Annotated in this window: 8 protein-coding genes; 6 read left to right on the top strand and 2 right to left on the bottom strand. The window is 64.4% G+C overall.

Features of this window, described 5'->3' with window-relative positions; translation table 11 throughout:
- Window position 1 precedes the first annotated feature (1 nt).
- Window positions 2-5,449 (bottom strand): alpha-2-macroglobulin family protein, encoded by a 5,448-nt coding sequence (locus tag ACFHWW_RS21415; RefSeq protein WP_379940687.1) that lies wholly within the window; start codon window positions 5,447-5,449, stop codon window positions 2-4.
- Between the two features lie 263 nt (window positions 5,450-5,712).
- Here ACFHWW_RS21415 and ACFHWW_RS21420 point away from each other — a divergent pair, with 263 nt between their 5' ends.
- The 6 genes from ACFHWW_RS21420 (at window position 5,713) to ACFHWW_RS21445 (ending at window position 11,835) form a co-directional block, all read left to right on the top strand.
- On the top strand, window positions 5,713-6,456 hold the full coding sequence (locus ACFHWW_RS21420; RefSeq protein WP_018097046.1) for a DeoR family transcriptional regulator: 744 nt from the start codon (window positions 5,713-5,715) through the stop codon (window positions 6,454-6,456).
- Window positions 6,457-6,586: 130 nt separating this feature from the next.
- Window positions 6,587-7,591, top strand: coding sequence for a deoxyribose-phosphate aldolase (deoC, locus tag ACFHWW_RS21425; protein WP_275599044.1), 1,005 nt, complete (start codon window positions 6,587-6,589; stop codon window positions 7,589-7,591).
- 4 nt (window positions 7,592-7,595) lie between these two features.
- The gene (locus ACFHWW_RS21430; RefSeq protein WP_379940690.1) at window positions 7,596-9,980 is read left to right on the top strand and encodes an aldehyde dehydrogenase family protein; all 2,385 of its coding nucleotides are present in this window, start codon (window positions 7,596-7,598) and stop codon (window positions 9,978-9,980) included.
- A 124-nt stretch (window positions 9,981-10,104) separates the two neighbouring features.
- Window positions 10,105-10,560 carry an RbsD/FucU family protein gene (locus ACFHWW_RS21435; protein ID WP_100670404.1) on the top strand — a complete coding sequence of 152 codons (456 nt, stop codon included), beginning with the start codon at window positions 10,105-10,107 and terminating at the stop codon, window positions 10,558-10,560.
- A 19-nt stretch (window positions 10,561-10,579) separates the two neighbouring features.
- The gene (locus ACFHWW_RS21440; protein WP_379940692.1) at window positions 10,580-11,008 is read left to right on the top strand and encodes an OsmC family protein; all 429 of its coding nucleotides are present in this window, start codon (window positions 10,580-10,582) and stop codon (window positions 11,006-11,008) included.
- 32 nt (window positions 11,009-11,040) lie between these two features.
- Window positions 11,041-11,835 (top strand): dimethylarginine dimethylaminohydrolase family protein, encoded by a 795-nt coding sequence (locus ACFHWW_RS21445; RefSeq protein WP_379940694.1) that lies wholly within the window; start codon window positions 11,041-11,043, stop codon window positions 11,833-11,835.
- Window positions 11,836-12,056: 221 nt separating this feature from the next.
- Here ACFHWW_RS21445 and ACFHWW_RS21450 read toward each other — a convergent pair whose 3' ends face one another.
- Entirely contained in the window at window positions 12,057-13,430 is a 1,374-nt protein-coding gene (locus tag ACFHWW_RS21450; RefSeq protein WP_379940696.1) for an FAD-containing oxidoreductase, read from the bottom strand.
- Window positions 13,431-13,522 lie beyond the last annotated feature (92 nt).

Consider the following 13,522-nt stretch of genomic DNA (forward strand, 5'->3'; position numbering starts at 1 on the left):
CCTACTGGGCTGCCTGCACCTCCATGCGTCCCGTCGCCGTGCGCGCCGAGAATTGCGGCCGGTACATGTCCTCCACGCTCGCGGCCGGATGGTCGTATGTGCCGGGCGTCACCGCGCGTACGACATAGGCGAGGGTGATTTCGCGGTTGTCGCCAGCCGAACGGTCGAAGGCGGCCACGAAGCGGTCGCTGCGGAATTCGGTATGGGCAGCCTCGACCTGGCCGATCCATTCGAAATTCGAAAGCTGGGCGCTGTCGACGAGGCTTGGATTGTCGATCTCGAATCCGGCGGGCAGGAGGTCGGTGATAAGCACCCGGGACGGCCAGTCGTTGCTCTCGGTCACCTTCAGCACCGCGACATAGCGCTCGTTCTGCCGGGCCTCGCTGACATTAGCGGCCGTTCCCTCGAGCGTGTAATAGCTCCGCTCGATGGAGAAGCCTTCGCCGCCGGCCGAGAGCGGCTGGGCTGGCGCCGCCACCGTCGTCACGACGGCGGAGACCATGTCGGTGCCCTCGTTGCGGATAACGACCGGATGCTCGATCAGCGCATCGCCGGTCATGCGGGCGGCGTAACTGCCCGTGCGCGCTGCGCCGTTGACCTCGATCCTCATGTCTTCGTCGCCTCCCTGGATTGCGCGTGCGGCCAGGAGCATCCAGGTCTGCTCCTGGGTGCTCGTGTATCTCGCCTGCTGCCATTCCCGGGCGACGACCCTGGAAAGCTCGGGAATGATCGGCGGCACGGGCCGGCTCTCGGCTGCCAGCGCCAGCACGGCCGCGCCGTCGCGAAGCGAAGAGCCGTAGTCGGAGCGGGCGAGGCTGACAGCGACGAGCCCAGTCGACATGTTGGCCGCGGCCGCGAAGATATCCTGCGAGCGCCGGGCGTCGCCATAGAGCGCGAGCGCCGCGGCGATATGGGCCTTGGCGAGCGGGGTCGGGAAATCGCCGAGCATCGTGTCCGCATAATAACGCAGATCGCTGATCGCGGCCTTGCGGTTGCGCGCCAGGACATAGAGCGCATAGGCGATCTCGTTGCCGCGGTCCTTGACGTTGGTCTCGTAGCTCAGCGCGTTCTGCAGGTTTTCGAGCGCCTGCACCATCGATTGTTCCGGCACGTCGAATTTCTGCTCCCGCGCGCGGGTAAGGAAATCGGTGACGTACGTATCGAGCCAGAGATCGCCGGAGCCGGGGCTCCAAAGGCCGAAGCTGCCGGTGGAGGATTGATAGGCAAGGACCCGATAGATCGCCTCCTGCACGCGCTTCTTGACGCCCTCTTCGTCGGCAAGCCCGGCTTGCTTGGCAAGCTCGCTGAGATAGAGCAACGGCAAGGCGCGGCTCGTCGTCTGCTCGGCGCAGCCATAGGGATAGCGGTCGAGCGTCATCAGAAGCGCCGGCACGTCGAAGGCGGCCGAACGCGTCACGTTGAGGCTGACCGAAGCGCCCTGCAGCAGGCTGTCGGCGAGCAATTGCTCGTCCACCGTGAGGCTGCTGCCGGCGGCGACATTGACGACATGACGCTGAGTGACCGGCAGGGCTGCCGGGCGGACAGGAATGTTCAGCGTCTGCTCCAGCGACAGGCCCGAGGCGTTCGATAGCCTGACGGTGACGAGACCGTCTCCCGGATACTGTCCGGCGAGCGGCAGGGTAAGAGCGGATTTGCCGCCGGCGCCGAGGTTCACCATTTCGGCCGCTGTCTGTTCGACGGTGACCGGGCCGTTGGTCGTGACCTGCAGTTGATAATCGCCCGCCGGCCCGTCGGTGTTGGCGATATCGAGCCGCAATTCGGCCCGGTCTCCCGGCGCCAGGAACTTCGGCAGGCTTGCGGTCACGACGACCGGATCGCGGATGACCACGTCCTTCACGGCATGGCCGACGCCGGACTTCGTCCAGGCGACCGCCATGATCCGTGCCGTTCCGTTGAATTGCGGAATGTCGAATCGAACATTCGCCATGCCTTCGGCGTCGAGCTTGATGGCGCCCGAGAAGAAGGCGACGAGCTTTTCGGTCGGGGGGCTGCCCTGGAGCGGCATTTGTCCGCCGTCGCCGCCCGTGCGCAGCCGGCCGGTCGCGCCGAGCGAGCCGTCGATCAATCGTCCGTAGAGATCGCGCATCTCGAGCCCGATCCGCCTCTGGCCGAAATACCATCCGTCCGGGTCCGGAGCCTCGTAGCGCGTCAGATTCAGGATGCCGACATCGACTGCGGCAACCGTGACATAGGCGTCTTCGTTGGCGCCGGCGCCCCGGACCTGAAGGCCGATATCGAGCGGCCGGCGCGGCTCGGTCTTCTCGGGCGCGTCCAGGCTGACGGCGAGCTTTCGATCCGCGGGATCGACGGCCAGCCACTTGATGCCGATCGCCCGCATGGGCATGCGGCTCTCCTGCGCTTCGCCCGGGCGGTAAAGCGTCGCCGTGACATAGGTGCCCGTACCCCATTCGGCCGTCACCGGCAGTTCCACCTCGCCGCCGGCTTCGGCAATGGCCGCGGTCTTCGTCGTCACCAGGGTTTCCGTGCCGACAGTCACCAGCAGTTCGCCGGCGAAGCGCGGCGAAACCTTGAGCTTCGCCGTCTCGCCGACCGCATAGTTTTCCTTGTCGAGTGCGATCTCCAGCCCGTCCGGGGTCTCCGTCGAGGAGGCCTCGACGTACCAGCCCGCATCGAACTCAACGCTCGAAGCCGGCCCGTCAAGGGCTGCCGCCTCGATCTCCAGCCGATAACGGCCCCAGCCGACCGGGACGGAAATTTCAGCCCCGTCCTCCGTCACGTCGGCCGAGCCGCTCGCCACCTGTTTCGTGGAGACGACCGGCTCGTATTTCCAGGCGGTGCCGTCGCGATACCACTGATAATTCCGTTCGACGCTGATCAGCCTCCAGGGGAGACCCGGCATCGCGGTTCTGGTGCCGTCCGCGTCGACGGCGATGACGTGGAATTTCCCGACAGAATTTTCGGCGAGGTCTCCGGAGAACTCCGGCTTGATCCCGATCATCGGACCCTCGGGTTTCACCGGCAGGGTCAATGTGCGCTCGACCGCGCGGCCGCCGGCCTCGCGCATGCGAACCGTCACACTGGCGTTGAGCAGCTGCGTCGTTCCGGGGACCTCGGTCAGATCGACGTCGAAAACCGACTTGCCGTTTTCATCGAGCGGCTCCAGACCTTCCAGCGGCAGGCGCGTGTCCTCGCTTGCCTCTTCGTCAGCGAGGCCGAAGAAATAGCCGTTGAACGCCTCGCTCCGGCGTGTCGGCCTGACGGCAATTTCGCCTTCCAGCGTCAGGCCCGCGGCGGGTGAGCCGTAGAGGTAGCGTCCGTCGACGGCGATTTCGACGGGGGTGCCGACCTCGATCGCCTCTGCCTCGCTCGTCAGGTCGAACTCGGTGCGGTCCGGCACGAAATCGTCGACGAGGAACTGCTTCTCGGCGATCGCAGAGCCCTTCGTATCGGTGAATATCTGCATCGTCCAGGTGCCGCGCATCGCATTTTCTGGGACCGGCAGATCGAGCGTGTGCCCGCCGAGCTTGCCGCCGTCGCTGACGAGGCGGCGGTCCTCGACGCCGTCCGGGCGCAGGAAAACGAAGGTCAGCGGCAACTTCTCGATCGCGGCACCGTTGACGTCGCGGGTGAGCGCTGCGGCATGAACGGTTTCGCCCGCGCGATAAATGCCGCGTTCCGTCCAGGCGAAGACGTCGATCGCACCCGGTGCGGCGCGTCCGGTGACGCCTCGGTCGGAAAGGTCGAAGCCGGCGCGCGTCATGTCCAGGAACACGTAGTCGTCGCTACCCTTTCGGGCGGTGATCGCCGCCGGCGTCATGCTGGCCGTGCCGCGGATCAGTCCGGCGGAAAAGGTTGCGCGCCCTTCCGCATCGGTCGTCGCCGTCCCGAGCACCTCATTGTTCTTGGCGACCAGCTGCAATTCGACCTCTGCAAGAGGCTTGGCGCTCGCAAGCGAACGCGCGAAGACGGTAAGCCCATCCGTGCCTGCAAAGGTCGATATGCCGATGTCGGACACGACGAACCATTGCGTGGCGCGGGCGTCCCAATCCTGTGTAAGCCCGGTTCCGGAGCTCGCCGTCAGCACGTAGACGCCGGGCTTGCGCTGCGGCAGAGCCTCGTCGACCGGAAAGCTCGTCACCACTTCCTTGTTAAGCTCGGTGGCGATGTCGATGCTGCCCTGCCAGACCAGCTCGCCGCTCTCGTCCTTGATGCGCTCCTCGCTGTAGCCGTCGAGTTGGGTCAGGAACTGGGAGCTCGTGAGCAGCGAAGAGATGTTGCGGTCGCCGATACGGTAGAGCTTGAGCTTGGCGCTTTCCGTATTGACCGAGACGATCGGAATGCCGCGCCGCGCAGTCGAAGGCAGAACGAAGCTGTCGCCGGTGAAGCGGACCATCGGCCCGCGGTCCTTCACGTACACGTCGAGGCTGATGGGGATCTCGATGACTTCCTCGACGGAGGAGGGCAGGCCCTGCCTCAGCACGAGTTTGTAACGTTTGCCATGCGCCAGGCCTTCGACGCAGATTTCGCTGCCCTTGGCTTCCACCGCCTTCGGCGCGGCGCCATCGAGGGTTACGAAGGAGGAATAATCGGGACCGTTCTTCAGTAGCGGCTCGGAGAATTGCACGCAGGCGCGGGGGCTGGCGCTGTCTGCATCGACCGTGTGGCCGGTGACCCGAAAGCCCTGCCGTGCCTTGAGATCGAGATAAGCCGTCTCGACCGACTTTGCCTGCACGAGTTCGAGGCTCGCTTTGTAGGCCCGGAGCGCGGCACGATAGTTCTGCAGCTTGTCGAGCGCCTGGGCGAGAATAGCCAGCGCATGCGCGCGACTTTGCGCGGTCCGCGTCAGTTGATAGCCGTTAAGCGCGGCAAGGGCGGCTTCGCTCGCCAGGTCCGTGCCGCCCGTATACCGGTTGGCGGCCTCAGCCGCCTCCAGCCACAACGCGCTGTCATCCGGCGTTACCGCAAGCGCACCGCGGAAGGCCTGGAGGGAGGCGACGAAGTTGCCGGCCGTCAACTCGCTGCGCGCCGCCTCGATGAGGCCGTTGACCCCGAAACCCTGCTGCTCGTCGGCCAGAACGAGATTCGCCTTTACATCGCGCGCCTGCTGAAGGAGGTCGTCCGAGACGAAGTCAAGGCGCGGCGGTGCCCCGATGTCGGCTTCGCCCGCGGCGGTTTCGACGACCTTGCCGGCGAGGGCCCCCGGGAACGTGTTCAACTGGTTGAAGTCGGACTTGAGGAAGCACCACTTCACCTTTGGATTGTAGGTGAAGGCCCTGCAGGAGCGGTCGGCGATGCAGGCACTCTGGCATTGGTCGAGCGATACGTTCTGCTCGGTGCGCAGATCGAAGCCGAAATAGTCGGCATCATTGGTAATCTCGATCCGGCGTTCCGGCTCGGCCGCTGCGATCGGCATCCCCAGGGAAACGAGTGTGAAGAGAAGAGTGGAAAGACCGAGAAACGCGCGCATAGACAAAAGTCCCCCCGACGCTGGCCGCTTCGATTGTACATCACTCTTTCAACCTTCGCCGGGCGTTGTCAATCGAGGAAACGGCGAGTTCAGGGGACACCCTATGGCTGTGCGGCGCCCAGTGTGCCTTGAAGCACGAGCCCATAGGCCAGCTCGTCCGTCCAGCTTCGCCCCGGCGGATCGCTTGCGGGCCGAGGCAGTCCTGTGATATTTCTCACAGATTAACATTGCACAAAATGCTTTCTTTATAATTTGGAAGAGCCATGGCCAGCCGCAGGGAAACACGCATCGCCACCTTGTCCGACGCGCTTTCGGCGCGGCGCGTCGTGCATCTGAAAGAGGCGGCGGCGCTGCTCGGCGTATCGGAAATGACCGTCCGCCGTGATGTCGCCGACCATCCTGGGCTGTTCGGATATCTGGGCGGCCATATCGTCCCGGCCGCCGAGATCGAGAGCGATGCGCCCTACGAACTTGCCCGCGCGGCCGACAGTCACGCCGCCGCCAAGCGGCAGGCTTGCATTCATGCCGCCCGGCACATTCGCCCGGATGAGACGATTTTCATCGATTGTGGTACGACGCTGGAATATCTGGTCGAGCTGATACCGGACGATTACGCAATTACGGCGATCTGTTATTCCCTGAACACGGCCGAAAGGCTGACGCGGAAGAAAAATCTCCGCATGGTAATGCTGGGCGGCGTCTATCACCCGTCGTCGGCTTCGTTTTCCGGTGCGCCCGGCATCGAGACGCTCGACCAGCTCGGCATCAATGTCGCCTTTCTTTCGGCGGCCGGGATAGACCCGGCGAGGGGAGCGACCTGCGTTCATTTCCACGAGGTGCCGGTCAAGCAAAAGGTGATTTCGCTGGCGCGCGAGAATTACCTCGTCGCCGACAGCAGCAAGCTCGGCAAGCTGAAGGCGGCTTTCTTTGCTCCACCCGGTGCTTTCCGGTCGCTTATCACGGAAGACGGCGAAACCGCGCTGACGCCTGTGCCTGGAAAAGTATGAGCGCGCGCAACCAGCCTTGACAGGCGGCGGAAATGATGAAAGTTTAACAAATATCGTGTTAGAAAACTAACATTCTGGTGTTCGCTCTTGAAGCGCGCCGCCGGTGGTCCGGGTAGAGGGGAGAAATCGGTTGGAAGACCTTGCTCTGAGAAGCGCGGCGGTGCACCCCGCCGGCGCGGGCCACAACTGGCCGCGCAATGACGGTGTCGAGCTCGACCTGTCCTGGGTGCTCGATCAGCGCGTCAATCTCTCTGCGGCAGAGCGCCGCGTTCAGACGCTGCCTGGCCGGCGCACCGTCAAGAAGGATGCGCAAGCCGCCTGGCTCTTGAAAGCCGTCACCTGCATCGATCTCACGACGCTCAACGGCGACGATACGACCGAGCGCGTAAAACGCCTCTGCGCAAAGGCGCGCCAGCCGGTGCGTCAGGACATTCTCGAAGCGCTCGGCATGGGCGATCGAGGTATCACGACCGGCGCAATCTGTGTCTATCATCGCTTCGTTTCGACCGCGGTGGAGGCCCTGGAGGGCTCCGGAATTCCGGTGGCGGCAGTGTCCACGGGCTTTCCGGCAGGTCTCGTTCCCCATGACGTCAAGCTCAGGGAGATCAAGGCCTCGGTTGCCGATGGTGCTCGGGAAATCGACATCGTCATTACCCGCGAGCACGTCCTGACCGGCAATTGGCAGGCGCTCTACGACGAAATGCGCGATTTCCGTGCGGCCTGTGGCGATGCGCATGTCAAGGCCATCCTCGCGACCGGCGATCTCAAGACGCTTCGCAACGTCGCGCGGGCTTCGCTCGTCTGCATGATGGCGGGCGCCGACTTCATCAAGACGTCGACCGGAAAAGAAGGGGTGAACGCGACCCTGCTCGTCACGCTCGCCATGCTCAGGATGATCCGGGCCTATGAGGAGCGAACCGGAATCAAGGTCGGCTACAAGCCGGCCGGCGGCATCTCCGTCGCGAAGGACGTGCTGAACTATCAGTTCCTCATGAAGGAAGAGCTTGGGCGGGAATGGCTCGAGCCCGACCTTTTCCGCGTCGGCGCATCGAGCCTGCTCGCCGATATCGAGCGACAGCTCGAACATCATGTCAGCGGCGCGTATTCGGCCCTCAACAGACACCCGATCGGATAATCAGATGAGCGTTGCCACTTTCTTCGACGATATGTCCTATGGCCCGGCCCCCGAAGCCGACACCGAGGCGCGCGCCTGGCTCGCTCGGCATGAAGGCAAGTTCGGCCATTTCATCAACGGCGCCTCTGTCGGGTCGGTTTCCGGCAAGACGTTCGACACGTTCGAGCCGGCGACGGGCAAACTGCTCGCGAAAATCGCACATGGCGGGCGCGACGACGTGAACGCGGCGGTGGCGGCGGCGCGCAAGGCGCAAGGCCCGTGGGCCAAGCTCTCCGGACATGCGCGCGCCCGACACCTTTATGCACTCGCGCGAATGATCCAGCGCCATGCGCGCCTGATCGCGGTCGTCGAAGCGCTCGACAACGGCAAGCCGATCCGGGAAACGCGCGACATCGACATTCCGCTCGCCGCTCGCCACTTCTATCATCATGCCGGCTGGGCACAGCTGCAGGAGACGGAATTCGCCGACCAGGTGCCCGTGGGCGTCGTCGGACAGGTCATCCCCTGGAACTTCCCCTTCCTGATGCTCGCCTGGAAGGTTGCCCCGGCGCTGGCGCTCGGTAATTCCGTCATCCTGAAGCCTGCGGAGTTTACGCCCTTGACGGCGCTGCTCTTCGCGGAGCTTGCCGCTGCAGCGGGCCTCCCCGCGGGCGTGCTGAACGTGGTGACGGGCGAGGGCGAGACGGGGGCGCTGATCGTCGAACACGAGGATATCGACAAGATCGCCTTTACCGGCTCGACCGAAGTCGGACGCCTCATCCGCGAGAAGACGGCAGGGAGCGGCAAGTCGCTGACGCTGGAACTCGGCGGCAAGTCGCCCTTCATCGTCTTCGACGATGCCGATATCGACGCGGCGGTCGAGGGCGTCGTGGATGCGATCTGGTTCAACCAGGGCCAGGTCTGCTGCGCCGGTTCACGCCTTCTGGTGCAGGAGGGCGTGGCGCCGGTCTTTCATGATCGCCTGAAGCGGCGCATGGAGACGCTCCGCGTCGGTCATCCGCTCGACAAGGCGATCGATATGGCGGCGATCGTCGCGCCGGTGCAGCTCCAGCGCATCGAAGAGCTGGTGGCGAAGGGTGTCGCCGAAGGCGCTTCGATGCATCAGCCGAAGATCGAACTGCCGAAGGGCGGCAGCTTCTTTCGGCCGACGCTGCTGACCGGGGTCCAGCCGACTTCCGTCGTCGCGACCGAGGAAATCTTCGGGCCGGTGGCCGTGTCGATGACCTTCCGCACGCCGGAGGAGGCCATCCAGCTTGCAAATCATAGCCGCTACGGCCTTGCGGCCAGCGTCTGGAGCGAAACGATCGGTCTTGCCCTGCATGTTGCCGCCAAGCTTGCGGCCGGCGTCGTCTGGGTCAATGCGACCAACCTCTTCGATGCATCGAGCGGCTTCGGCGGAAAGCGCGAGTCCGGCTTCGGCCGCGAGGGCGGGCGCGAAGGCTGCTACGAATATCTGAAGCCGAGGGCCTGGATGGGGCGCAAGCTGCGCGCCGAGTACGGCTTGCCGGCCCCGAAGCAGGCCGCCGGTGATTTCGCCGTTCCGGCGCTCGACCGCACTGCCAAGCTCTTCGTCGGCGGCAAGCAGGCTCGGCCGGACGGGAACTATTCGCGGCCTGTGCTTTCCCCGAAAGGCAAGGTGATCGGCGAAGTCGGCGAGGGCAACCGCAAGGATATCCGCAATGCCGTCGTTGCGGCGCGGGGCGCCACGGGCTGGTCTTCGGCAACTGCGCATAATCGCGCCCAGATCCTCTATTACATCGCCGAGAACCTGAGCAGCCGCGGGGCGGAATTCGCCGACCGCATCGCCGCCATGACCGGGGCTTCGGCAGCCAATGCCCGAGCGGAGGTCGAAGCTTCGATCGCGCGGCTCTTCAGCTACGGAGCCTGGGCGGACAAGTATGAGGGCACCGTGCACCAGCCGCCCTTGCGCGGCGTCGCGCTGGCCATGCCGGAACCGCAAGGCGTCGTCGGCGTTATCTGCCCCCCGGAAGCACCGCTGCTCGGACTTGTCAGTCTCGTTGCACCGCTGATTGCGGTCGGAAACCGGGTGGTCGCCGTGCCGAGCGAAGCGCATCCTCTGGCTGCGACCGACTTCTACTCGGTCCTCGAGACCTCGGACGTGCCGCCGGGCGTCATCAATATCGTCACCGGATCTGCGATCGAACTCGCCAAGGCACTCGCAGCGCACAACGACGTGGACGCGCTATGGGCGTTCGGCTCGCCGGAGCTTTCGACACTGGTCGAGAAGCTGTCCGTCGGCAATCTCAAGCGTACCTTCGTCGATTACGGCAGGGCGATCGACTGGACGAATCGCTCGGCCGCCGAAGGGCAGGCGTTCCTGCGGCGAGCGGTCGACGTCAAGAATATCTGGATTCCCTACGGCGAATAGCATCCCGCTCTTGGATGAGCGGGTGGTCGTCCCATCGAAGCGTGGAGAAAGAGCAACAGGCTGTTGACGGCGCGCGCCAGAAACGGCCTGATGCGACCGCGCTTTGCAGTGGAGGAGGACAGGAATGCTCAAGAATATCGACCCGGCTCTCAATGCCGATGTGCTGCACGCGCTGCGATCGATGGGCCATGGCGACACGCTGGTGATTTCCGATACCAATTTCCCATCGGATTCCATCGCGCGGCAGACCACGCTCGGCAAACTGCTGCACATCGATAATGTTTCGGCGGCGCGCGCGGCAAGGGCCATCCTTTCAGTCCTGCCCCTCGACACGCCGCTTCAGCCTTCGGCCGGGCGCATGGAAGTCATGGGGGCGCCGGACGAGGTCCCGGCAGTGCAGCGGGAGGTGCAGGCCGAGATCGACCGCGCCGAAGGGAAGCCCGCTCCGATGTACGGCATCGAGCGCTTTGCCTTCTACGAGGAAGCAAAGAAGGCCTATTGCGTCATCACCACCGGCGAGACCCGCTTCTACGGCTGCTTTCTTTTCACCAAGGGCGTCGTTCCGCCGGAAAACGTCTGAGCCGCGCGAGGTTACGCCCATGGCCGAGCTCAAGGTAAGGACGCGGGAAACTGGCGCAACCGCCGTCGTCGGCCGCACCGGCTTTCCGCATGTGAGATCGCTGACCGGCGGCGAACTCGCTATCGTCACCAGTCCTTCGCAGCCGGGATTCGGGCCGCTGGACCTTCTCTATGCATCGCTCGCGAGCTGTCTGGTGCTCAGCGCCCGCATCGCCGCGAGCCGTTTCGGCGTGCTCGACCGGCTCGCGGAAGTTTCGGTCAAGGTGACCGGTGAGAAGGCCCATGACGAACCGTCGCGGGTCGCACGGTTCCACATCGCCTTCGTTATCACGGGCGAATTCGACGACACCGTACGCCACGCCATCATGGAGGCGGCGGAGGAGGAGATCTGCACAGTCAGCAACACCTTGCGCGGCAGTCCGGATTTCGTAAGCACTGTGTCGGCTTAAATAAAAGTCAAACTGAGGGAGAAGAGTCCGCAATGACGCGTCCGGCTTATCGATTCAATTCCATCATCGTGCGTTCGCCGTCACGATCGGTCGTCAACGGCTTGCGCGCGGAGGATCGCGGCAGCCCCACCTATGAGGGAGTGAAGGCCGAGCACGACGCCTATGTCGAGGCGATGCGCGATGCCGGCGTGAAGGTAACGGTCCTGCCGGCGCTCGAGACTTTTCCGGACTCGATTTTCGTGGAGGACCCCGCTCTGGTCTTCACAGAGGGGGCGGTCCTGCTTCGGCCGGGAGCGGCCACGCGCGTCAAGGAAGTCGAGGAAATCGCGCCGACGCTGCGTGACATGTTCGAGACGGTGCTCGACCTGCCGCAAGGCTATGCGGACGGCGGCGACGTGCTGACGACGCGGGAAAGCGTGATGATCGGCCTGTCGGCGAGAACCGACAAGGCAGGCGCGGCGGCGCTGCAGGCCTGCCTCGAAAAGCTCGGGCGCAAGAGCGAGGTCGTCGCGACCCCGGAGGGCGTCCTGCATTTCAAGACCGACTGCTCGCTCCTCGACGACGAGACGATCCTTTCCACCGATCGTCTTGTACGATCCGGCGTCTTCGGGAAGTTCCGGCAGATGGTCATTCCGGAGGGCGAAGAGCCGGCCGCCAACGCGCTGCGCGTCAACGACGTGGTCTTGGTCGGCTCCGATTTTCCCAGGACGATCGAGATGCTCGACAAGGCGGGCTACAGGGTCGTGCCGTTGAAGACCACGGAAATAGGCAAGATCGACGCGGGGCTTTCCTGCATGTCGCTGAGGTGGTTCAGCGAAAGGGCTTGACCGGAGCCGGCGAGGACCGCGTTCCACCCAAGAACGACAGGCCGGATGCTGCCCCTCATCCCGCTGCCGCGACCTTCTCCCCGTCCGAAACGGGGAGAAGGGACAAGCGGCGCGGCCACAGTTCTCCAGCGGAGTTGAAGCATGCGGAGGGACCCAAGGGTCCCTTCGCCCCGCTTGCGGGGAGAAGGTGCCGCAGGCGGATGAGGGGCAATCCCCCGACGCTACGCCGGCGACAGATCTCCGAACACCGTGGGGATGAGTTCCGATACGGTCGGGTGAATATGCACCGCGCGGGCGATCGTCGTGTAGGGCTTCTTCGCATACATCACGTCAAGAATGCTCTGGATCGCCTCGTCGCCGCCCGTTCCGAGGATCGATGCGCCGAGGATGTCCTTGGTTTCCGCATCGACGATGACTTTCATGAAGCCCTGCGTCTCGCCCTTTTCGACCGCGCGGCCGACCCGTGTCATGGGGCGCGTCCCGATCAGGAGCTTGTGACCTTTCTTGCGGGCCTCGGTTTCGGTCATGCCGGCGCGGCCGAGCGGCGGGTCGATATAGAGGGCGTAGGTCTGGATGCGGTCGCTCACCCGGCGCGGATCGTCGTCGATGAGATTGGCGGCAACGATCTCGAAGTCGTTGTAGGACGTGTGCGTGAAGGCGCCGCGGCCGTTGCAGTCGCCCATTGCGAAAATATGGGGAACATTGGTGCGCAGGCTGTCGTCGACCTCGATATAGCCCCGTTCGTCGGTTTTCACGCCCGCCTTGTCCAGGCCTAGATCATCCGTATTGGGGTGGCGGCCGGTTGCAAGCAGCACATGCGAGCCGGTCACCTCGGGCTCGCCCGACGTGCAATCAACGCCCACGACGATGCCGTCCGCATGGTTCGAGAAGCGGATGCATTCCGCATTCGCGCGTATTCGAATGCCCTCGTTCTCGAGGATCTCACGGATCGCGTCGGAGACCTCCGGATCCTCCCGCCCGATCAGCCGCGGGCCCTTTTCGATGACGGTGACGTCGGAGCCGAAGCGGCGGAACATCTGGGCGAATTCGAGCCCGATATAGCTGCCGCCCACCACGACGAGATGTTCAGGCAGCTCGTCAAGGTCCATGATCGAACTGTTGGTGAGATAAGGAATCTCGGTCACGCCCGGCAGATCGGCAACCGCGGCGCGGCCGCCCACATTGACGAAGATCCGCTCCCCCGAAATCAGTTCGTCGCCGATGCGGACGTCACGCGGACCTTCGAAACGGGCGTGGCCCTCGAAGACGGTGCAGTTCTTCATACCCTTGAGCCACTTCTCGACGCCTGAGCGGGCATCGAGACGGACCTTTTCCTTTCGCGCCATGACGCGACCGAAATCGACCGAGACGGGCCCTGTCGTCATGCCGTATTCGGCTCCGCGTCGGGCGGTGTGGATCGCATAGGCGCTCGCGACCATCGCCTTGGTCGGCATGCAGCCGGTGTTGACGCAGGTGCCACCGAAAAGCTTGCGCTCGATCAGCGCGACGGTCTTGCCCACATCCGACAGCCGTCCGGCGAGTGAAGGTCCCGCCTGGCCGGCACCGATGATGATCGCATCGAAATGCTTGTTCATGACAACCCCCGAGGAGATGCTGGCGCCGGGCGGAAGAGTGGTCCACATTGCGTCCGATTGCAATGCGCATTGACGGCGACGCGCGCGGCCCG

The sequence above is a fragment of the Sinorhizobium sp. P24N7 genome, assembly GCF_042436655.1.
GTDB classification, from domain to species: domain Bacteria; phylum Pseudomonadota; class Alphaproteobacteria; order Rhizobiales; family Rhizobiaceae; genus Sinorhizobium; species Sinorhizobium meliloti_A.